Below are 22,574 nucleotides of genomic sequence, written 5' to 3'. Positions count from 1 at the left end.
CGTGAGCATGGATATTAGCGATTTTTACCAGACGTTTTTTGATGAAGCCGACGAACTGTTGGCTGATATGGAGCAACACCTGCTGGACCTGGTGCCCGAAGCACCGGACTCTGAGCAGCTCAACGCCATCTTTCGTGCTGCGCACTCTATAAAAGGAGGCGCCGGAACCTTTGGTTTCACCATTCTGCAGGAGACGACCCATTTAATGGAGAACCTGCTGGATGAAGCGCGGCGCGGTGAGATGCAGCTCAATACCGATATTATCAACCTGTTTTTGGAAACCAAAGATATTATGCAGGAACAGCTCGACGCCTATAAAAGCTCGCAAGAGCCGGATGCCGCCAGCTTTGAATATATCTGCAACGCTCTGCGCCAGTTAGCGCTGGAAGCCAAAGGCGAAGCGGCGGTACCTGCCGTTGCGCCGGCGAAACTGAGCGTTGTAGAGACCGCCCCTGCCGCGGCACCAGCCCAGGACGATCGTCTGCGTATCGTGCTGTCTGGTCTGAAAGAGAGCGAAGTTAACCTTCTCGAAGAAGAGCTGAGCAACCTCGCTACGCTGAGCGACGTGGTGAAAGGGAAAGATACTCTTGCCGCGACCCTGAATGGCGACATCGGTAAAGATGATGTTGTGGCGGTGCTCTGCTTCGTGATTGAACCGGATCAGATTAGCTTTGAAACGCCAGCTGCCGTCGAGCCAGCCGCCGTTGAGGTGGTCGCGGTTGCCGAAACCCCGGCTGCACCGGCCGTCGTTCCTGCCGCACCGGCAGTAAAAGCCGCGCCTCGCGAAGCGGCCGCGCCAAACCGCGCGGAAAAACCGGCGGCGCGCTCCAGCGAATCGACCAGCATCCGCGTGGCGGTTGAAAAAGTCGATCAGCTGATCAACCTGGTGGGCGAGCTGGTGATTACCCAGTCAATGTTGGCCCAGCGCTCGAACGAGCTGGATCCGGTCAACCACGGTGACCTGATCACCAGCATGGGCCAGCTGCAACGCAACGCCCGTGATCTGCAAGAATCGGTTATGTCGATCCGTATGATGCCGATGGAATACGTCTTCAGCCGCTTCCCGCGTCTGGTGCGTGACCTTGCGGGCAAGCTGAATAAGCAGATTGAGCTGACTCTGATGGGCAGTTCCACCGAGCTGGATAAGAGCCTGATCGAGCGCATTATCGATCCGTTAACTCACCTGGTGCGTAACAGCCTCGACCACGGGATCGAGCTGCCGGAAACCCGCGTGAACGCAGGCAAATCACCGGTCGGGAATCTGATTCTCTCTGCGGAACACCAGGGCGGAAACATCTGCATCGAAGTGACCGATGACGGGGCAGGCCTTAACCGCGAGCGTATTCTGGCGAAGGCGATCTCCCAGGGGATGGCAGTCAGTGAAAACATGACCGACGAAGAAGTGGGCATGCTGATCTTCGCCCCTGGCTTCTCCACCGCCGAGCAGGTGACCGACGTCTCTGGCCGCGGTGTGGGCATGGACGTGGTGAAACGTAACATCCAGGAGATGGGCGGCCACGTTGAGATTCAGTCTAAACAGGGCACGGGTACCACCATTCGTATCCTGCTGCCGCTGACTCTGGCGATCCTCGACGGTATGTCGGTGAAAGTGGCAGGCGAAGTGTTCATTCTGCCGTTGAACGCAGTAATGGAATCACTGCAGCCGCGCGAAGAAGATCTGCATCCGCTGGCGGGTGGCGAGCGCGTACTGGAAGTGCGTGGCGAGTACCTGCCGCTGGTGGAATTGTGGAAAGTGTTCGATGTGGCAGGGGCCAAAACCGAGGCGACGCAGGGGATTGTGGTCATTCTGCAGAGCGCGGGTCGTCGTTATGCGCTGCTGGTCGATCAGCTGATTGGCCAGCACCAGGTCGTGGTGAAGAACCTGGAAAGCAACTACCGCAAAGTGCCTGGAATTTCAGCCGCCACCATCCTTGGGGATGGCAGCGTGGCGCTGATCGTCGATGTTTCGGCGCTTCAGGGTTTAAATCGTGAACAACGTGTGGCGTACACAGCCGCCTGATACTGTTAAGAAGGTAATAACATGACCGGTATGAGTAATGTAACCAAGCTGGCCGGCGAGCCGTCAGGGCAGGAATTCCTGGTATTCACTTTAGGTGACGAAGAATACGGTATCGATATTCTGAAAGTGCAGGAGATCCGTGGCTATGATCAGGTCACTCGCATTGCTAACACGCCTGAATTCATTAAAGGCGTAACGAACCTGCGTGGCGTCATCGTGCCGATCGTCGATCTGCGCGTGAAGTTTAGCCAGGGCGACGTGGATTATGACGATAACACCGTCGTGATCGTACTGAATCTCGGTCAGCGTGTGGTGGGCATTGTGGTGGATGGCGTCTCTGATGTCCTCTCCCTGACTGCCGATCAGATTCGCCCGGCACCAGAATTCGCGGTGACGCTGTCAACCGAGTACCTGACCGGTTTGGGTGCGCTGGGTGAGCGGATGCTGATTCTGGTGAACATCGAGAAGTTACTGAACAGCGATGAGATGGCACTACTGGACATTGCCGCGACGCACGTAGCCTGATGTGTAACGGGAGGGGAATCCCTCCCGTTTTTTTATCCCCTTTTCTGCTTTTTCCTCGTAAAAAAAACGCTTCTGCAAAATATATTTCGAATAAATAGCCCGCCTATTATTTAGCTATCCTTAACTGTTTATTATAAGAATTTAAATATAACCCCTTCAGGCTATTTATCCTGAAAGCTTTCAGCGCCCTGAATTGCGAACATGATCATAAATTAAATCGCTAAAACTCTAAAAAACAGCGATCCAGGAAAAGTAAAATCACATTAAGTTGTTGTTTTTGATGTGTATTAAAAATTAACACCCGTTTTTTCCGATAGAGTGCAATAAAAGTGGCTGATTGTCGTTCCGTAAACTAAATTCATTTTAGTGACTCATAAATAACAATAATGAGTCAGCACCAATTATGCGTTAGCCAAATAGACAACGGCTGATAACATTTTCTGGAGGGTGGAAAATGAACAGGAAACTTCTCACGATATTCACAGGTTCATTGTTGGCGTTAAGTGCCGGTTCGGCGCAGGCGGTAACCAGCAGCGGGACGATTGGCGCAACCCTGACGTTGACCAACGGATGCTTGATCAACGGATCGCCAACGCAAAACGGCATTAACTTCGGTACTCTGGACTTCGGTACTCACCCGGCGACTTTCTCCACCCTGACTACCCAGCTTACCGGGGCCAGCGGCGGCAATACCTTTACCATCCAGTGCACCACCGACAGTTATACGGTGGCCATTACCGGCAACACCAACTCCACGGCCCCTGGTACGGTAGTGGGTACGCCAGGGACCCCAACGCGCTATCTGGTGAATACGGCCAATGCCGCACAGGGCGTGGCTTATAGTCTGTTTAGCGACAGCGGGTACAACAACATCATTGCCAATAACGCACCGCTTCCGATTGCATCCACCGCTGGGGGCGTAAACAGCTATACGCTGTATGGCCGAATTACCGGTGGTGGTAACAGCGTGACGGTTGTTCCCGGCACCTACACCGATACCATCAACGTTAGCGTCACCTATTAAGCTGTCCCGCAATGCGCGTAGAGAGTGCATCGCTCCGGCTACGGGGTAAGGGGAAGCTGCGCACATTTTTCTGCCTAAGCCTGGCGCTGCTGGTAACACAGAGCGCTCAGGCGATCACCACCCAGCAGTTCAGGGTTAACGCCACCATCACTCCCGGATGCTCGGTGATGGCAGGCACGGGCAGTGTGTTAGGGACGCTCAACTTTGGTACCCGCTCCGGGGTGGAGAGCGGCCAGGTCAGCACCAGTTTTGTCCCTAACGGCGCGCTCAGCATTGCCTGTACACCCGGCGTGGCGCTGAGCATGACTATCGACGGTGGCCAGTATTACACCTCGGTACGGAATATGCAGCGCAGCGGAGGGACTCAGCGCGTGGCGTACCGCCTCTACAGCAGCAGTTCGCTTGGGGCCAACAGTGAAATCGGCGTAAACCAGGCCATTCCGGTGGCCTATACCAATAGCAATAACATTGCCTTGCCACTTTTTGGCGTGGCGCTTCTGACCGGCTTTAGCCCGGCAGGAAACTATTCAGATCAACTCACCGTGACCTTGTCATGGTGAATAGGGAGAAGGACGATGAGGATATTTGCATCCGGCAGGGCGCTGGCGTTAGCCATGGCGCTGGGCATCACGGCAGGCACGGCGCACGGCGCGGCAACCATTCTACTCTGGCCAATCGATCCCTGGCTCTCTGCGGATACCAAAGCGACCGAGCTGTGGGTGCAGAATCAGGGAAACAGCGCCACCACCATGCAGGTGCGCATTGTGCGCTGGCGGCAGGAGAATGGCCTTGAGCGCTACACCGCGCAGCAGGATGTGGTCGCCAGCCCTCCTATCGTCACCATCGCGAAAGGCAGTAAACAGCTGATTCGTCTGATTAAACAAGGTGATGTGCCGGTGGGCGTTGAGCAGGCCTACCGCATTATTGTCGATGAAATTCCCCAGCCTCAGGACAACGCGACGCCGCAAATGGGCCTGAAACTGCAGATGCGTTACTCCATTCCGCTGTTTGTTTATGGACAGGGGATCCCGACCATTAAAGAGGGTGAGCATCACGCTCTGGTCGATACCAATGCCCTGAGCTGGCGAGTGGTTCGCGACAATGGACAACCGGCGCTACAGGTGCGTAACCGCAGCGACGTGCATGTTCGCTTAAGCAAGGTCACCCTTTCGCAGGGCGGGCAGCAACGAACTATCGCGGATGGTTTGCTCGGCTATGTTTTACCGGGCAGCGAACGCAGCTGGCCGTTGCCTGCCGGGATTGGCCAGCCGGGACAGATGAGTGCGGAAATTAATGCCCGGGATACGCGATGGCAGTCGGCCCCCGTCAACTGAAACCGACCATGATGATGCTGCTTTGTCTGTCGACCGCGAGCTGGGCAGAAACCGGCGATGACGCTTTACCGCCGCCACCTGCACCGCAGTCGTTAAATGACGAAGCCGTATTTCAACTGGGGTTGATCGTTAACCATTACGACACCGGACAGGTAGTGCCTGTGAGCCAGCGTAACGGTGAGTTCTGGATCTCCAGCGCCGATCTGCTGCGCGCCGGACTACCGCCGGAAAAAGTGCCGCCAGGCGAAGTCAATCTGGCGCAGCTAACAGGCGTCAGAACCGAATATGATAGCGCCGGCCAGCGTCTACTGCTGAGCGTGCCGCGAGACTGGATCTCTGCCAGGGTTACCCCCTTCGGCGGCACGCCTGCCCAGAGCAAACCGCGTTACGGCAGAGGGGCGCTGCTGAACTATGACTTCTACTCCAGCAAAACCGAGCACGCGGGCGGGCAAGCCTCTCTCTGGCATGAATTCCGCTATTTTGACGACCGGGGTTCATTATCCTCGACCGGTTATTACCGGCAAAACTTCTCTGGCGGTGGCCAGCAGGAGGGGTATGTGCGCTACGACACGACGCTGCTGGTGACCAATGAAGATGACGCCATCACCTGGAGCGCCGGGGATGTGATCAGCGATGCCCTGAGCTGGAGCAGCAGCGTGCGCATGGGCGGTATCAGCTACGGCCGTGACTTCTCGCTGCGCCCGGACCTTGTGACCTGGCCACTGCCGGAATTTTCCGGCGAGGCGGCGGTGCCAACGTCGGTGGATCTCTTTGTGAATGGCTACCGGGCTGGCTCCACCCGATTACAGCCGGGCCCCTTCACCCTGACCAACCTTCCTTATATCAACGGCGCGGGTGATGCGGTTCTGGTTACCACCGATGCGCTTGGTCGCCAGGTAAGCACCACGCTCCCGTTTTACGTCACCAGCGAACTGCTCAAAGAGGGGCTGAGCGACGGGGCGATAACCCTCGGGAGCCTGCGACGTAACTACGGGATTGAAAATTTCGACTACGGCCCGGCGGCGGGCAGCGGATCCTACCGCTATGGTTTGACCGACTGGCTCACTCTTGAAGGACACGTTGAGGGGGCGGAGGAGCTGGCTCTTGGCGGGGCAGGCACGGTGGTTAAACTGGGTCGCTTTGGGGTAGTGAATACCGCCTTGTCTCACAGCCGGATGCGCGGCGACGACGGGGAGCAGATCAACTGGGGTTATCAGTACAGTACCAGCGCATTCAGTCTTGCTACCCAGCACAGCCGCCGCGATCGCGGCTTTGGTAACCTGGCGCTGTACGATCAGCCTACGATTTATGACGAATACAACCAGCCTATTGCCAGTCTCAGCCGCAATACGGATCAATACTCCGTGAGCGTTAACCTCGGCGATTACGGTAACATCGGTGCTGCATGGATTGGCGTAGAGAGTTTTGATAGCCAGAAAACCGAGCTGCTTAACCTCTCCTGGAGCCGCAATCTCTGGGGCAGCAGCAGTATCTATCTGGCCGCCAGCCGGGATCAGCAGCGCGGCGACTGGACCGTGGCCATGTCGTTGCAAATTCCGCTTGGTGAGCGCGACAGTGCTGCGGTAACCCTGGAGAATACGCCGGATTCGGGCAGTACCCAGCGTCTCAACTACAACCATTCGATGCCGACCGACGGCGGCTTTAGCTGGAACATGGCGCTGGCGCGGCAGTCCCGCTCCAGCAACTATCAGCAGGCGTCGCTGGGCTGGCGCAATAACAATATTGAAGTGCAGGGCGGCGGTTACGGCGAACGTGACATGATGACCTGGTGGGGCGAAGCGTTAGGTTCGGTGGTGCTGATGGATGGCGAACTCTTTGCCGCCAATAAGATCAACGACGCCTTCGTGGTCATCAGCACCGACGGGCAGCCGGACGTGCCGGTCAGCTATGAAAACCAGCCGGTCGGAAAAACGAACAGGAATGGCTATCTGCTGGTTAGCGGCGTCTCGGCCTATTATCCCGCCAGCTACAGCATTAACACTCTCGATCTCCCTGCCGATACCCGGCTGAAAGAGACCGAACGCCGGGTCGCCCTGCGCCGTAATAGCGGTTATCTGGTTGATTTTCCGATGGAGCAGGAGCGGGTCGCCAGCGTGATTCTGCACGATGGGGAAGGGCATGCTATTCCGTTGGGCAGCCAGGTTCGACGGGCGTCGCACTCCAACGCTACCGTGGGGTATGACGGTATCGCCTGGCTCGAGGATCTGAACGACATCAATCCGTTAGAGGTGCGCACCCCGGAAGGCAAAACCTGCAAGGTCACCCTCACACTGGCCGCCAACCCGGACCATAAGCTGCAAACATACGGTCCACTCACCTGCAGGCTGACGCCATGAAGCGCCTGCTACTGCTCTTTATGCTGCTGATGCTCTCCGGCGCCAGCTGGGGAGCCTGTACTGCCAGCACCCTGAACGCCAACTTTGGCAGCGTGACCTCTTTTGCGCTGAGCGGTAGCAATGAAGTGCAGACCACCGGCACGCTGGTCGTGAACTGTGATGCAATACTGAATTTGCTGACCAACGACTCCATCACCTTAACGTACACCGGGGCCACCATTGCCGCGTCGAATCGCGCGACCCTGAAACGCACCGATAATGCGGCAATCACCGACGTCATCCCTGTCCGGCTGTGCGGCGCCTCCGGGTGTAATACCGCTAACGAAGTGCAGATCGGCAGAACCTTCACCTGGAGCGGCAACACGCTGCTGGGTCTGCTGGGCAGTCGGCAGTATAATATTCCGCTCTATTTTCGTACCCTGGCCGGGCAGAATGTCACCGCCGGACCCTATCGGGTCACCCTCAATTTCAGCATCTATTACAACGTCTGCTCGGTGGGGGCGGTCGGATTATGCCTTACGCCGCAAACCGGTACGGTCACCACCAGCATCGCGGTGGATATCAATGTCACCAACGACTGTAGCGCCATGACCACGCCGGATATCAACTTCAACAGTGCGCCGCTGGTGCAAAATTTCCCCACGGTCTCGCAGGCAATCTCTGTCTCCTGTACCAAGGGCAGCGTTTACACCATTGGCATTAACAATGGCGCTAATGCCCTTAACAACGTGCGGCAAATGGCCAGCGGTAGTAACCGCATGAGCTATGACATCTATAAAGGCGCCACTGCCAACCGCTGGGGAAGCAGCGGTTCGGAGCGCTGGTCCAGCGGCACCTCCTCACAGGTCAGCGCCGATGGCCTGCTGCGTACCTATAATTACACCGCCAAAGTCCTGACGACCCAGGCCACCCCGCCCGCCGGTAGTTACACCGATACCCTGATTGTTGATGTCGCCTTCTAAGCCGCGCTTTTCCCTTTCGCAAATGTAAAGTTCCCGTCAGCTGTGCCGATAACACCGATAACCAATCCAGGAGAAGGTGTTGTATGTTGAACCGTATGCGCGTTGTCACAATGCTGATGTTAGTGCTGGTTGTCTTCGCACTTCTGCAGCTGATTTCCGGCGGTCTCTTTTTCTCATCGTTAAAGGAAAATCAGGAGAGCTTCGCCGCATCCAATGATTTACGCCTGCAACAAAGCGAGCTGACCACCACCTGGGATTTGATGCTGCAAACCCGCATCAACCTCAGCCGCTCCTCCGCCCGGATGATGATGGATCCTAATAACCAGCAGAGCAGTGCCAAAACGGAACTGCTGAAGAATGCGCGTACCACGCTGGATGAAGCCGGTAAACACTACGAGGCCTTTAAGGCTATCGCGCCGCTACCGACGATGGTCGATGCCAGCAACAATATTGAAGAGAAGTACCGCAACTATGCCGCCGCGCTGGCGGAGCTGATTCAGTTCCTCGAAAGCGGGAACATGGATGCCTACTTTGCCCAGCCGACGCAGGGGATGCAGAACGCGCTCGGCGCCGCGCTTGGCGACTACGCCAAAGCCAGCGCCGAACAGTATCACACCGCCTTTAGCGAAAGCGCCAATGACTACCAGTTTGCTAAATGGCAAATGGCATCGCTGGCACTGGCGCTGGTCATTGTGCTGGTCGGCGTCTGGTACGGTATTCGTCATATTCTGCTCAACCCGCTGGGGCGCGTCATTACCCACATCCGAGACATTGCCAGCGGCGATTTGACCCAGACGCTGGTGATTTCCGGGCGCAACGAGATCAGCGAGCTGGCCAGCAGCGTGGATCATATGCAGCGCTCCCTTAGCGAAACGGTAACCAACGTGCGTCACGGCTCTGATGCCATCTACGACGGCACCAGCGAAATCGCCATGGGTAACAATGACCTCTCCTCCCGTACCGAGCAGCAAGCTTCCGCGCTGGAGGAGACCGCTGCCAGCATGGAACAGCTGACCGCGACGGTAAAACAAAACGCCGACAATGCGCGCCAGGCCTCGCATCTGGCAGAAAGTGCGTCGGAAACTGCCCAGCGCGGCGGGAAAGTGGTAGATGGCGTGGTGAAAACCATGCACGAGATTGCCGATAGTTCGCGAAAAATCGCCGACATCATCAGCGTGATCGACGGTATTGCTTTCCAGACCAATATTTTAGCCCTCAACGCCGCGGTAGAAGCTGCCCGCGCCGGTGAGCAGGGGCGTGGCTTCGCTGTAGTAGCAGGGGAGGTACGTAATCTCGCCAGCCGCAGCGCCAATGCCGCCAAAGAGATCAAAGCGTTAATCGAAGACTCCGTCTCGCGTGTGGATACCGGCTCGGTGCTGGTCGAAACCGCTGGCGAGACCATGAATGACATCGTGAATGCGGTGACCCGCGTAAACGACATCATGGGTGAAATCGCCTCGGCATCTGATGAACAGAGCCGGGGTATCGATCAGGTCGCTCTGGCGGTATCAGAGATGGATCGGGTAACACAACAAAACGCCGCGCTGGTGCAGGAGTCCGCTGCGGCGGCCGCTGCGCTGGAAGACCAGGCGAGCCGTCTGAAGATGGCCGTCTCGGCGTTTCGTCTTACTGCAGCACCTACAAAATTGGTTTCAGCCCGCAGAAACCCTGGTACGACGGCATCCGCCGCCGCGCCAGGCAGCTTACGCGTGCCGACAGCCGGACAAGAAGAGAACTGGGAAACATTTTGACTGAACTTTAAACCGCGGCTGCTGGCCGCTGAATGGGAGCGTGGATGTTAAATCGTATTCGTATCTCGACCACACTGTTTTTGATTCTGATCCTTTGCGGTGTGTTGCAGGTTGGCAGTAACGGGTTGTCTTTTTGGGCGTTTCGCGATGGCTATCAGAATTTGCAGGAAGTCGAGACCAGCAATCAACAACGCTCCGCACTGGCGCAGACCCGCGCCGTGCTTTTACAGGCCAGCACCGCGCTCAACAAGGCGGGAACCTTAACCGCGCTGAGTTATCCGCCGGATGATATTAAAGCGCTGATGGTAACCGCGCGGGACAGCCTGAAGCAGGCTGACACGATGTTTAAGGCTTTTATCGCGCAGGATACCCTCAGTGAGCAGGGTAAAAAACTGCGTACAGACATGCAGAAAGGGTATGCCCAGTGGCACGGCGATCTGGAGCACCAGGCCACATGGCTTGAAAACAATCAGCTGTCGGACTTCCTCACCGCGCCGGTGCAGGAGTCTCAGGCGGCGTTTGATAAGAGCTTCAATGCCTGGCAGCTGGAGATTAATCACTTCGTCGAGAAGGCGGGGGCCGACAGCCGCACCAGTTATCACATGTCCGGGGTGATCTTCACCACCGTGGTGATTCTGGCCGCGCTGCTGACCAGCGCGGCGCTGTTCTGGTCGCGCAGGATGATTGTGCAGCCGCTGGCGATCATCAGCAGCCATTTCGACAGCATCGCCAAAGGCGATCTTGCCCGTCCGGTGGCGGTGTACGGTAAAAACGAAATATCGGCGATCTTTGCCAGCCTGAAGGCGATGCAGGGATCGTTACGCGAAACGGTGAGTAATGTGCGGCAGGGTAGCTATGCCATGCACACCGGGATTTCAGAGATCGCCGAAGGCAACAATGATCTCTCTTCCCGCACCGAGCAGCAGGCGGCCTCGCTGGCGCAGACGGCAGCCAGCATGGAACAGCTGACGGCGACCGTAAGTCAGAACGCCGATAACGCTCGCCAGGCATCTGGCCTGGCGCAGAGCGCTGCGCAGACGGCGAAAAAAGGGGGCGATCAAGCAACCCACGTGGCGCGCACCATGTCGGATATCGCCACCAGCTCGCAGAAAATTGGCGACATTATTAGCGTGATTGACGGTATCGCGTTCCAGACCAACATCCTGGCGCTGAACGCGGCGGTAGAAGCTGCCCGAGCCGGGGAGCAGGGACGGGGATTTGCCGTTGTCGCCGGTGAGGTACGTAATCTGGCCAGCCGGAGCGCCAACGCGGCAAAAGAGATCAAAGTGCTGATTGAAGAGTCGGTCTCCCGCGTTCAGCAGGGTTCCGAACTGGTAGACACCGCCGCGAAGACCATGACGGAGATCGTCAGTTCGGTGACGCGCGTGAACGACATTATGGGAGAGATTGCCTCCGCATCGGATGAGCAGCGCCGGGGAATTGAACAGGTTGCCCAGGCCGTAAGCCAGATGGATCAGGTAACGCAACAGAACGCCGCCCTTGTAGAAGAGGCGGCCGCCGCTACCGACCAGTTAGCCAACCAGGCGGATCACCTGACCTCGCTGGTGGCCGTTTTTAATGTAAGTGAGCAGGTCGTAAAAGTAACAGAAGTCGGACGGTCACAAGCCGTGCCAGTGGGATCCTGAAAGTGATAAAGAAGGCGCTATGACATCATCTCTGCCCTCAGGGCAATCGTCATTACTTATGCAGATGACACAGCGCCTCGCGCTGTCCGATGCGCATTTCCGTCGGATATGTCAGTTAATCTACCAGCGTGCCGGGATCGTGCTAGCCGATCACAAGCGCGACATGGTCTACAACCGGCTGGTTCGGCGGTTGCGGACCCTGGAACTGGACGATTTTGGCCGCTACCTGGGCATGCTCGAAGCAAACCCGAACAGCGCGGAGTGGCAAGCGTTTATCAACTCGCTGACCACCAACCTGACGGCATTTTTTCGCGAAGGCCATCACTTTCCGGTGCTGGCGGAGCATGCTCGTCGGCGTAGCGGAGAGTACCGGGTCTGGAGCGCGGCGGCCTCAACCGGAGAAGAGCCCTATTCACTGGCGATTACGCTGGCGGATACGCTCGGCACCGCGCCGGGGCGCTGGAAAGTGTTCGCCAGCGATATCGATACCGAAGTGCTGCAGAAGGCGCAAAGCGGTATCTATCGTCAGGATGAGCTGAAAACGCTGTCGCCCCAGCAGCTACAGCGATACTTCATGCGTGGTACCGGCCCGCACGAGGGGCTGGTGCGGGTGCGTCAGGAGCTGGCCAACAACGTGGAGTTTACCCAGCTGAACCTTCTGGATAAGCAGTACAACGTGCCGGGACCCTTTGACGCAATTTTTTGCCGTAACGTTATGATCTATTTCGACAAAACGACGCAACAGGAGATTCTGCGTCGCTTTGTACCGTTGCTCAAGCCGGACGGATTACTGTTTGCCGGGCACTCGGAGAACTTCAGCAACCTCGTGCGTGAGTTTAGCCTGCGTGGGCAAACGGTATATGCGCTGAGTAAGGATAAAGCATGAGTAAAATCAGGGTCTTGTCAGTCGATGATTCGGCATTGATGCGCCAGATCATGACCGAAATTATCAACAGTCACAGTGACATGGAGATGGTGGCAACGGCTCCCGATCCGCTGGTCGCCCGGGATTTAATTAAAAAATACAATCCCGACGTGCTGACGCTGGATGTCGAAATGCCGCGGATGGACGGCATCGATTTCCTGGAAAAATTGATGCGTCTGCGCCCGATGCCGGTGGTGATGGTCTCCTCGCTCACGGGTAAGGGCTCTGAAATTACGCTGCGAGCCCTGGAACTGGGGGCGGTGGATTTTGTCACCAAACCGCAACTGGGGATCCGCGAAGGCATGCTGGCCTACAGCGAGATGATCGCGGAGAAGATCCGCACCGCCTCCCGGGCGCAGATTGCGGCGCATAAGCCGATTGCCGCACCGGCGACCCTGAAAGCGGGGCCGCTGCTCAGCTCGGAAAAACTGCTGGTTATTGGCGCGTCAACCGGGGGAACAGAGGCAATTCGCCATGTACTCCAGCCATTGCCGCTCTCCAGCCCCGGTATTCTGATCACTCAGCATATGCCGCCGGGCTTCACCCGTTCTTTTGCTGAGCGGCTGAACAAACTGTGTCAGATCAGCGTGAAAGAGGCGGAAGATGGCGAGCGCGTGCTGCCGGGACATGCTTACATCGCGCCGGGCGATAAGCACATGGAGCTGGCGCGCAGTGGCGCAAACTATCAAATCAAAATTCATGACGGGCCGCCGGTTAACCGGCACCGTCCGTCGGTGGATGTGCTGTTTCATTCGGTGGCGAAACATGCGGGGCGCAACGCCGTTGGGGTGATCCTGACGGGGATGGGCAACGATGGTGCCGCCGGAATGCTTGCAATGCACCAGGCTGGCGCCTGGACGATTGCGCAGAATGAAGCAAGTTGTGTGGTGTTCGGCATGCCGCGCGAGGCCATCAATATGGGTGGCGTGAGCGAAGTGGTCGATCTTAGCCAGGTAAGCCAGCAGATGCTGGCAAAAATCAGTGCCGGACAGGCAATACGTATTTAAAGAGGAGTGTAGTTTTATGGCGGACAAAGAGCTCAGATTTTTGGTTGTGGATGACTTTTCCACCATGCGTCGCATCGTGCGCAACCTGCTGAAAGAGCTGGGCTTCAACAACGTTGAAGAAGCAGAAGACGGCGTAGATGCGCTGAATAAACTGCAGGCGGGCGGCTTCGGTTTTGTCATCTCTGACTGGAACATGCCTAACATGGACGGTCTGGAGCTGCTGAAAACCATTCGTGCCGACAGCAATATGTCTGCGCTGCCGGTGCTGATGGTGACCGCAGAAGCCAAGAAAGAGAACATTATTGCTGCCGCACAGGCGGGGGCAAGCGGATATGTGGTGAAACCGTTCACTGCTGCAACCCTGGAAGAGAAACTCGGCAAGATCTTCGAGAAACTCGGCATGTAAGGTGGTGAATATGATGCAGCCTGCAATTAAACCCGCTGAGGAGCATTCACCCAGCGAAATCATAGCCCGTATCGGTAGCCTGACGCGCATGCTGCGCGACAGCCTGCGCGAGTTGGGTCTGGATCAGGCGATTGCCGAAGCCGCGGAAGCGATTCCGGATGCGCGCGACCGTCTCGATTATGTGGTACAGATGACCGCTCAGGCGGCTGAACGTGCGCTGAACAGCGTTGAAGCGTCTCAGCCGCACCAGGACGAGATGGAGAAGGGCGCCAAAGACCTGACCAAACGCTGGGATGAGTGGTTCGAAGACCCGATTGAGCTCTCTGATGCGCGTGAGCTGGTGACGGACACCCGTCAGTATCTGAAAGCGGTGCCGGGTCATACCAGCTTCACTAACGCCCAGCTGCTGGACATCATGATGGCGCAGGATTTCCAGGACCTGACCGGTCAGGTTATCAAGCGGATGATGGATGTGATCCAGGAGATTGAGCGTCAGTTGCTGATGGTACTGCTGGAAAATATGCCAGAGCCTGCCGCCCGTCCGAAGCGTGAAAACGAAAGCCTGCTCAATGGCCCGCAGCTCGACACCACCAAAGCCGGTGTGGTTGCCAGCCAGGATCAGGTCGACGACCTGCTGGACAGCTTAGGTTTCTAATCTGAATCGCTCCGGTTTTGGCAACGAAACCGGAGCTTTTTTGCCTATATCCGAAAAACCTGCCCTTTTTGACCCTTACTCTGCCCATTAGCTTTGCAGGCGGCTGGCATGATATTGCCAAACTTCTACCTGCGGGACGCTTGCCGTGGCAGACGACAGCGACGACAAAACAGAAGCCCCCACACCCCACCGACTTGATAAAGCGCGTGAGGAAGGGCAAATACCCCGATCCAGAGAACTCACCTCCCTGCTCATTTTAGTGGTAGGCGTGTGCATTATCTGGTTTGGCGGGGAGTCTCTTGCCCGCAGGCTGGCAGGGATGCTTTCGGCCGGGCTGCGTTTTGACCACAGTATGGTTAACGACCCCAACCTGATCCTCGGGCAGATTATTCTGCTGATTAAAGGCGCTATGGTGGCGCTGTTGCCGCTGATTGTCGGCGTGGTTCTGGTGGCGCTTATCTCCCCGGTTCTGCTCGGCGGGCTGGTCTTTAGCGGTAAATCGCTGCAGCCTAAGTTTTCCAAGCTTAACCCGCTGCCCGGTATTAAACGCATGTTCTCCGCCCAGACCGGTGCCGAGTTGCTGAAAGCGATTCTGAAAGCGACGTTGATGGGCAGCGCCGCAGGCTTCTATCTGTGGCTGCACTGGCCTGACATGATGCGGCTGATCAGTGAATCGCCCGTCACCGCCATCTCGAATGCCCTCAACCTGGTTGGCTTGTGCGCTCTGCTGGTGGTGCTGTCGATCATTCCGATGGTGGGCTTTGACGTCATCTTCCAGATTTACAGCCACATCAAAAAACTGCGGATGTCCCGCCAGGATATCCGTGACGAATATAAGCAGATGGAAGGCGACCCGCACGTGAAGGGGCGTATCCGTCAAATGCAGCGCGCCGCTGCCCGACGCCGCATGATGGAGGATGTGCCAAAAGCGGACGTGATTGTCACCAACCCGACGCACTACTCCGTGGCCTTGCAGTACGACGAAAACAAAATGAGCGCGCCGAAGGTGGTGGCGAAAGGGGCAGGTCTTATCGCCCTGCGAATTCGTGAGATTGGTAGTGAAAATCGCGTGCCGATGCTGGAGGCGCCGCCGCTGGCGCGTGCCCTTTATCGCCACGCTGAAATTGGACAGCAGATCCCAGGTCAGCTCTATGCCGCGGTAGCGGAAGTGTTGGCGTGGGTTTGGCAGTTGAAGCGCTGGCGTCTGGCCGGCGGTCAACAACCTGTGAAACCGGTGAATTTGCCAGTGCCTGAAGCGCTGGATTTTTTGAACGAGAAGGACACTGATGGCTAATCTGGTGGCAATGTTGCGCCTGCCCGGCAACCTGAAATCGACGCAATGGCAAATCCTTGCCGGCCCGATTCTCATCCTGCTAATTCTGTCGATGATGGTACTGCCGCTGCCGGCATTCATCCTCGATTTGCTTTTTACCTTTAACATTGCACTGTCCATTATGGTGCTGCTGGTGGCGATGTTCACCCAGCGCACGCTGGACTTTGCCGCGTTTCCAACCATTCTGCTGTTTACCACCTTGCTGCGCCTGGCGCTGAACGTGGCCTCTACCCGTATCATCCTGATGGATGGCCATACGGGGGCTGCGGCAGCGGGTAAAGTGGTGGAAGCCTTTGGCCACTTCCTGGTGGGCGGCAACTTCGCCATCGGCATCGTGGTGTTCGTGATCCTCGTTATCATCAACTTTATGGTTATTACCAAAGGCGCGGGACGTATCGCCGAAGTGGGCGCGCGTTTCGTGCTGGACGGAATGCCGGGCAAACAGATGGCGATCGACGCCGACCTGAACGCCGGGCTGATCGCCGAAGATGAAGCGAAAAAACGCCGTTCGGAAGTGACCCAGGAAGCGGACTTCTACGGCTCGATGGACGGGGCGAGTAAGTTCGTGCGTGGCGATGCCATCGCGGGGATCCTGATTATGGTGATCAACGTGGTGGGGGGCCTGCTGGTTGGGGTTCTGCAACACGGTATGGATATGGGACATGCCGCCGAAAGCTATACGCTGCTGACCATTGGTGACGGCCTGGTAGCACAGATCCCTGCGCTGGTTATCTCTACCGCCGCGGGCGTTATCGTTACCCGCGTGGCTACTGACCAGGATGTGGGTCAGCAGATGGTTGGCCAGCTGTTCAGCAACCCGAGCGTGATGTTGCTGAGCGCCGCCGTTCTGGGTCTGCTGGGTCTGGTACCTGGCATGCCTAACTTTGTCTTCCTGCTCTTCACCGGTGCGCTGTTGGGGCTGGCGTGGTGGCTGCGCGGACGTGAAACCAAACCGAAGGCGGAGCCGGCGCCGGTGAAAATGCCGGAGAACAGCCAGGCGGTTGAAGCGACCTGGAATGATGTTCAACTGGAAGACTCTCTGGGTATGGAGGTGGGTTACCGCCTTATCCCGATGGTTGATTTCCAGCAGGACGGTGAGCTGTTGGGGCGTATTCGCAGTATTCGTAAGAAGTTTGCCCAGGATATGGGCTTCCTGCCGCCGGTAGTGCATATCCGCGACAATATGGATCTGCCACCTGCTCGCTACCGTATCCTGATGAAAGGGGTTGAGATTGGCAGTGGTGATGCTTATCCGGGGCGCTGGCTGGCCATTAACCCAGGCACGGCGGCGGGGACGCTGCCAGGGGAGCAGACCACTGACCCGGCGTTTGGCCTGGCGGCAATCTGGATTGAGAGCGCCCTGAAAGAGCAGGCGCAAATTCAGGGATACACCGTGGTGGAAGCCAGTACCGTTGTGGCAACCCATCTTAACCACCTGATTGGCCAGTTCTCGGCCGAGCTGTTCGGCCGCCAGGAGGCGCAGCAGTTGCTTGACCGCGTCACCCAGGAGATGCCGAAGCTGACGGAAGATCTGGTGCCGGGTGTAGTGACCCTCACCACGCTGCATAAAGTGCTGCAGAATCTGCTTGAAGAGAAGGTGCCTATCCGCGATATGCGTACCATTCTTGAAACCCTGGCCGAGCACGCGCCGCTGCAAAGCGATCCGCATGAACTGACGGCGGTGGTGCGCGTGGCGCTGGGTCGCGCCATTACTCAACAATGGTTCCCGGGCAACGATGAGGTGCAGGTCATTGGCCTTGATACGCCGCTTGAACGTCTGTTGCTTCAGGCATTGCAGGGCGGCGGTGGCCTGGAGCCTGGGCTGGCAGATCGCCTGCTGGCTCAGTCACAAGAAGCGTTGCGTCGTCAGGAGATGCTGGGGGCACCGCCGGTGCTGCTGGTCAACCATGCGCTACGTCCACTGCTGTCGCGCTTCCTGCGTCGCAGCCTGCCGCAGCTGGTGGTTCTGTCGAATCTCGAGCTGTCGGACAACCGTCATATTCGTATGACCGCCACCATTGGAGGCCAGTAATGCGCAAATTACTCTGGCTGTTGGTTTTACCTTTTATGGCGCAGGCGGCGGGTGAGGGGAGCTGGCAGGCCAGCAGTATCGGTCTGACCCTGAACAACCGGGGAGTGGCTGCCTCTTCCAGGCCACTGTCGGCCAGTGAGCCGGTCTCCGGTCTGATGACGCTGGTGGCCTGGCGCTATGAGCTCAATGGCCCGATTCCCGCAGGGCTGCGGGCGCGCCTCTGTTCGCAATCCCGCTGTACCGAGCTCGACGGACAGAGCGGCACCACCCATGCCTTCAATAACGTACCGGCTGCCGAGCCGCTGCGGTTTATCTGGGAAGTGCCGGGCGGTGGTCGCCTGATCCCGGCCCTGAAAATTCAGCGTAACGAAGTGATTGTCAACTACCGCTAATCCGCTGCTGCCGCTCCACTCAGGGGCGGCAGCGCTATTTCCCTCCGCCACACTTCCCCGCCTGCCCCTGGTAATAATGCAATTAAGTAGATAATTGTCCCCCTGCGAATATACTGGCGATCTAAGTTTCCGGTATTTTATTTATCTATATTCTGTTTTTGATAACTCACAAAAATAATTAGCACGACGAAAAGGGCACAGGGAATGCGGCATTTATATAAGGTCTCTCTGTTTTGGGGCGCAATGGATACGTTATATTGCGCAGGGTATTTGACGGAAAATCTTGTTCAGCAGCGTATCCCACTGGTGGATGATGTGATGAGCTTCAGCGACCTCTATACGCAGCATGGGGGCGGTGGCTGGCTGATAGGGGGATTTATTCTCTCGTTCGTCACCACGCTCTCCATTGGGGGCTCTGCCGCCCTGTGGTTCTGCCGGCCGCATTACGCCCGCTGGCTGGCGCTGGGGCAAACGCCGTTGCGGCTGTTGATGGTTGTGCCATCGGTCTCTTTTTTACCCTGGGTTTTGAACGGCCTGAATATGCACGGCGTCACCCTTGCGTTCAGTCTGTTAATTGCCTCGGAGATCCTGAAGGTGGCCTCACTGTTATTAACCAAACGGCTAGAAACCTGAGCGCTCTCTTTTACTAACACACAAACAAGGAAGGAAAATGAATAAAACGGCGATGGAATGCTACACCGAAGGCTGGAAGAAAATAGGGGATTACCGGGGGCGTTCGACACGGCGTGCGTTCTGGTTATTTATATTCATCAATATTATTATTTTATTATTTATAGCGGTGCTGACCTATTTGGGTCTGACCCTGAGCGTGACGAACGAGACAGGCCGTGGCGGTATGTTGCTGGTGTGGGGCTGGTATGTCTTACTTCCGCTTGGCGGTCTTGCCCCGCTGGTGCTCTTGCCGCCGATCGTAGCCGCGGGGATCCGCCGGATGCACGATATCGGTAAATCGGGCTGGTGGTTCGGCGGGCTGCTTTTCGCCAAACTGGCTGGCTTGCCGCTGCTGATTACTCTGGCTTCGCGGCTCCTGCCTGTTAACGCCGTCGACCTGTGGGTTATCCCCATGGCGAGCTTAGCGGGGACCATAATGTCCTGTGTTCTCCTCTGGCTATGCTGTAAACCGACGGTTCCTGGTAATGAACCCCGCCCTGATACCCGCCGCCCAGGCGCACTGCTCTGATCACTTTTTGCCCAGTCATCAGGCGAATCTGATGACTGGCTCGCAATTCTGACCCTCTCTTTTGAAGCAAAAGAAACACTGTTTTATAAATCAGTGACACGCGTAGTGAGTCTCTTTGCATTTTTGCCAGATGGTTTCCCCGGATGGCAGAAACAGAAAGGTATCCCACTGGTGATACTCTTACTGTAGCCGTGTAATCACTCCCGTAAAGAATGTGGTTGTCAGGGAGTCTCCCAAAACTTACAGGGTTGACGGCAATGAAAACACGTAAAATTGGACTCACAAACTACCTGGCCTACGGATCAGGCGATTTTCTTGGGGCCGGCACCACTGCGCTGACGGCCGCATGGCTTTTATACTTCTACACCACCTTCTGTGGCCTTACCCCTATCGAAGCCACCTTTATTTTTGCCGCGGCAAGGGTGCTGGATGCGGTGGTGAGTCCGCTGATGGGCTTCCTGACCGATAACTTCGGCACCACCTGGCTTGGCAAACGCTTTGGCCGTCGCAAATTCTTTATTCTGCTGGGTATCCCGTGCGTCTTCAGCTACTCGCTGATGTGGGTCGGTGACATGAGCTTCTGGTACTACCTGCTCACCTATCTGGTGTTTGATATTGTCTACACCATGATTCTGGTGCCGTATGAGACGCTGGTACCGGAGATGACCGATGACTTCAAACAGAAGACCAAATTCTCTGGCGCCCGTATCTCTATGGCGCAGATGTCAGCGATTCTCGCCTCGTTCTTGCCGGGTGTCCTGCTGACCGCATTCGGCAAAGACAACCCCATCTCCTTCTTCTATGCCAGCCTGGTCTTCTCGGTGCTCTGCGCCCTGATGCTGACCTTCGTCTGGTTCTTCACCTGGGAACGACCGCGTGAAGAGTGGAGCGAAGCGGCCCTGCGCGCGGAAGAAGAGAAGAAGAGCCTGACCCTTAGCCAGAGCCTGAGCCGCCTGATCACCGAATTGAGCTCAACCCTGCGCATCAAGATCTTCCGCCAGCATCTGGGGATGTACCTTGGGGGGTATATCGCACAGGATGTGTTCAACGCCGTATTCACCTACTACGTCGTATTTGTGCTGATGCAGGAAGCCTCCATGGCCTCTAACCTGCTGGGCACCATGGCTATCTTCCAGTTCATCGCGGTTATCGCCATGATCCCGCTCTGCATCCGCTTCGGACCGGCACCTTCGTATCGCATGGTTGTTGTGCTCTTTGGTCTGGCCTCGCTCTCCTATGCGGGTCTCTACTATGCCGGCTTAAGCGACGTCTACTCTCTGCTGCTGCTGATCTCTGCGGTTGCGGGTCTGGGTCGCGGCGGGATCAACTATGTGCCATGGAATACTTATACCTACATCGCCGATGTGGATGAGGTCGTGACCGGCCAACGCCGCGAAGGGATCTTCGCTGGCATCATGACGCTGACCCGTAAAGCGTCCCAGGCGGGTGCCGTCATGCTGGTGGGGATTGTGATGCAGATGTCCGGCTTCGTCAGCGGCCAGAAAGTGCAGGCTGAAGGGGTGAGTCACACCATTCTGATGATCTTAAGCGTGGGGACCATTCTGGTATTGATCTGCGGCTTCCTGGTCTCACTGCGCTTCAAACTCAATCTGCAGACCCACAGTGTCCTGCGGGAAGAGACGGCAAAAATGCGTGAAAGTGGCAGGGCAATGCCTGAAGCGGCAACCCCGCAAGCACGCGCCACCGTGGAAATGCTGGCCGGTATGCCTTACGAGTGTCTGTGGGGTAACAACAATATCGGTTATCTGAACCGCAACAAGCCCGCTGCGCCGTCTCTGAAACATCGTGCATCACTGAATTCGACATATAACTGAGGTTAAGAATATGAAGGTTTGGCCTGTCAAACATAGCCCATTACTGCGTCAGCCAGAGCGGTTTATCGCCCGGGATGAACTGAAGTCGCTGATTGAAAAGGTGACGCATAACCTGGTGAACATTCACGATAAGACCGGTGAGTTTTTACTGCGGCTGGACGACGGGCGCGTGATCGATACCAAAGGCTGGGCGGGGTGGGAGTGGACGCACGGCGTTGGTCTCTACGGTATCTGGCAGTACTACTGCCAGACCGGTGATGAGGGGATGCGCGATATCATCGACAGTTGGTTCCGCGACCGCTTCAACGAAGGGGCCACCACCAAGAACGTCAATACGATGTCACCCTTTTTGACCCTGGCCTACCGGTATGAAGAGAGCCGCAATCCGGCCTGGTTGCCCTGGCTGGAGAGCTGGGCGGAGTGGGCGATGAACGAGATGCCGCGTACCGATCACGGTGGCATGCAGCACATCACGCTGGCGGAAGAGAACCATCAGCAGATGTGGGATGACACTCTGATGATGACCGTGCTGCCGCTGGCAAAAATCGGCAAGCTGCTCAATCGTCCCGAGTATGTGGAAGAGGCGGTTTACCAGTTCCTGCTGCACGTACAGAACCTGATGGATCGGGAGACCGGCCTCTGGTTCCACGGCTGGAATTACGACGGCCAGCACAACTTTGCCAGGGCGCGCTGGGCGCGTGGCAATAGCTGGTTAACAATTGTGATCCCGGATTTCCTCGAGCTGGTGGATCTGCCGAAACAGAATGCGGTGCGCCGTTATCTGGTTCAGGTATTGAATGCGCAAATCGCTGCGCTGGCTAAATGCCAGGATGATAGTGGCCTTTGGCACACGCTGCTCGACGATCCTGACTCCTATCTGGAGGCCTCTGCCACGGCAGGCTTTGCTTACGGGATCCTGAAGGCGGTGCGCAAAGGGTACGTCGGCGCAGAGTATGCCGGGGTGGCAGAAAAAGCGATTCGCGGCATTGTGAAAAACATTTCGCCGGAAGGGGAGCTGCTGCAAACCTCATTCGGTACAGGGATGGGCAGCGATCTGGAGTTCTATCGCCAGATACCGCTCACCTCCATGCCGTATGGTCAGGCCATGGCGATACTCTGTCTGACGGAGTATTTGCGAAAGTACTTCTGATAAGAAAAAACCCGGCGAT

General features: G+C 56.8%; 20 protein-coding genes. All 20 read left to right on the top strand.

Translation table 11 applies throughout. The features are described from left to right. Position 1: 1 nt before the first annotated feature. Positions 2 to 2,020, top strand: coding sequence for a chemotaxis protein CheA (gene cheA / locus B3B59_RS13240; RefSeq protein ID WP_286782495.1), 2,019 nt, complete (start codon positions 2 to 4; stop codon positions 2,018 to 2,020). A 21-nt stretch (positions 2,021 to 2,041) separates the two neighbouring features. Then, on the top strand, positions 2,042 to 2,545 hold the full coding sequence (gene cheW, locus B3B59_RS13235; protein ID WP_040075083.1) for a chemotaxis protein CheW: 504 nt from the start codon (positions 2,042 to 2,044) through the stop codon (positions 2,543 to 2,545). A gap of 454 nt (positions 2,546 to 2,999) precedes the next feature. Continuing rightward, positions 3,000 to 3,569: a Csu type fimbrial protein gene (locus B3B59_RS13230; protein ID WP_040075084.1), complete on the top strand. Its 570-nt coding sequence runs from the start codon at positions 3,000 to 3,002 to the stop codon at positions 3,567 to 3,569. Between the two features lie 11 nt (positions 3,570 to 3,580). Further along, on the top strand, positions 3,581 to 4,129 hold the full coding sequence (locus tag B3B59_RS13225) for a Csu type fimbrial protein (RefSeq protein WP_286809231.1): 549 nt from the start codon (positions 3,581 to 3,583) through the stop codon (positions 4,127 to 4,129). Between the two features lie 15 nt (positions 4,130 to 4,144). Then, on the top strand, positions 4,145 to 4,903 hold the full coding sequence (locus B3B59_RS13220; protein WP_040075086.1) for a fimbrial biogenesis chaperone: 759 nt from the start codon (positions 4,145 to 4,147) through the stop codon (positions 4,901 to 4,903). Further along, a complete protein-coding gene (locus tag B3B59_RS13215; protein WP_207291981.1) occupies positions 4,879 to 7,260 on the top strand; it encodes a fimbria/pilus outer membrane usher protein in 2,382 nt (793 codons plus the stop codon). Before B3B59_RS13220 ends, B3B59_RS13215 begins: the two co-directional genes overlap by 25 nt. Then, the gene (locus tag B3B59_RS13210; RefSeq protein WP_286809230.1) at positions 7,257 to 8,222 is read left to right on the top strand and encodes a Csu type fimbrial protein; all 966 of its coding nucleotides are present in this window, start codon (positions 7,257 to 7,259) and stop codon (positions 8,220 to 8,222) included. Before B3B59_RS13215 ends, B3B59_RS13210 begins: the two co-directional genes overlap by 4 nt. Before the next feature lie 83 nt (positions 8,223 to 8,305). Further along, a complete protein-coding gene (tar, locus tag B3B59_RS13205) occupies positions 8,306 to 9,973 on the top strand; it encodes a methyl-accepting chemotaxis protein II (RefSeq protein ID WP_046885088.1) in 1,668 nt (555 codons plus the stop codon). Between the two features lie 44 nt (positions 9,974 to 10,017). Further along, a complete protein-coding gene (gene tap, locus B3B59_RS13200; RefSeq protein WP_046885089.1) occupies positions 10,018 to 11,619 on the top strand; it encodes a methyl-accepting chemotaxis protein IV in 1,602 nt (533 codons plus the stop codon). Between the two features lie 19 nt (positions 11,620 to 11,638). After that, on the top strand, positions 11,639 to 12,505 hold the full coding sequence (gene cheR / locus B3B59_RS13195) for a protein-glutamate O-methyltransferase CheR (protein WP_040075093.1): 867 nt from the start codon (positions 11,639 to 11,641) through the stop codon (positions 12,503 to 12,505). Further along, the gene (locus B3B59_RS13190) at positions 12,502 to 13,551 is read left to right on the top strand and encodes a protein-glutamate methylesterase/protein-glutamine glutaminase (RefSeq protein WP_040075094.1); all 1,050 of its coding nucleotides are present in this window, start codon (positions 12,502 to 12,504) and stop codon (positions 13,549 to 13,551) included. Before cheR ends, B3B59_RS13190 begins: the two co-directional genes overlap by 4 nt. A gap of 16 nt (positions 13,552 to 13,567) precedes the next feature. Continuing rightward, positions 13,568 to 13,957 (top strand): chemotaxis response regulator CheY, encoded by a 390-nt coding sequence (gene cheY, locus B3B59_RS13185; RefSeq protein WP_046885090.1) that lies wholly within the window; start codon positions 13,568 to 13,570, stop codon positions 13,955 to 13,957. Between the two features lie 10 nt (positions 13,958 to 13,967). Beyond that, positions 13,968 to 14,612 (top strand): protein phosphatase CheZ, encoded by a 645-nt coding sequence (gene cheZ / locus B3B59_RS13180; protein WP_040075096.1) that lies wholly within the window; start codon positions 13,968 to 13,970, stop codon positions 14,610 to 14,612. Positions 14,613 to 14,757: 145 nt separating this feature from the next. Then, positions 14,758 to 15,906, top strand: coding sequence for a flagellar biosynthesis protein FlhB (flhB, locus tag B3B59_RS13175; RefSeq protein WP_207291976.1), 1,149 nt, complete (start codon positions 14,758 to 14,760; stop codon positions 15,904 to 15,906). Then, entirely contained in the window at positions 15,899 to 17,977 is a 2,079-nt protein-coding gene (gene flhA / locus B3B59_RS13170; RefSeq protein ID WP_046885092.1) for a flagellar biosynthesis protein FlhA, read from the top strand. The genes flhB and flhA overlap by 8 nt, the downstream gene beginning before the upstream one ends. Next, positions 17,977 to 18,369, top strand: coding sequence for a flagellar protein FlhE (flhE, locus tag B3B59_RS13165; RefSeq protein ID WP_046885093.1), 393 nt, complete (start codon positions 17,977 to 17,979; stop codon positions 18,367 to 18,369). The genes flhA and flhE overlap by 1 nt, the downstream gene beginning before the upstream one ends. A 243-nt stretch (positions 18,370 to 18,612) precedes the next feature. After that, a complete protein-coding gene (locus B3B59_RS13160) occupies positions 18,613 to 19,002 on the top strand; it encodes a hypothetical protein (protein ID WP_286809227.1) in 390 nt (129 codons plus the stop codon). Between the two features lie 37 nt (positions 19,003 to 19,039). Beyond that, positions 19,040 to 19,570: a DUF805 domain-containing protein gene (locus B3B59_RS13155; protein WP_286809225.1), complete on the top strand. Its 531-nt coding sequence runs from the start codon at positions 19,040 to 19,042 to the stop codon at positions 19,568 to 19,570. Positions 19,571 to 19,827: 257 nt separating this feature from the next. Beyond that, positions 19,828 to 21,405 (top strand): MFS transporter, encoded by a 1,578-nt coding sequence (locus tag B3B59_RS13150; RefSeq protein ID WP_046885096.1) that lies wholly within the window; start codon positions 19,828 to 19,830, stop codon positions 21,403 to 21,405. A 10-nt stretch (positions 21,406 to 21,415) separates the two neighbouring features. Beyond that, positions 21,416 to 22,555 (top strand): glycoside hydrolase family 88/105 protein, encoded by a 1,140-nt coding sequence (locus B3B59_RS13145; protein ID WP_286809222.1) that lies wholly within the window; start codon positions 21,416 to 21,418, stop codon positions 22,553 to 22,555. Positions 22,556 to 22,574 lie beyond the last annotated feature (19 nt).

Source organism: Leclercia sp. UBA2479 (assembly GCF_002341985.1).
GTDB lineage: Bacteria > Pseudomonadota > Gammaproteobacteria > Enterobacterales > Enterobacteriaceae > Enterobacter > Enterobacter pneumoniae.
This window is presented reverse-complemented; position numbering and strand designations above follow the sequence as displayed.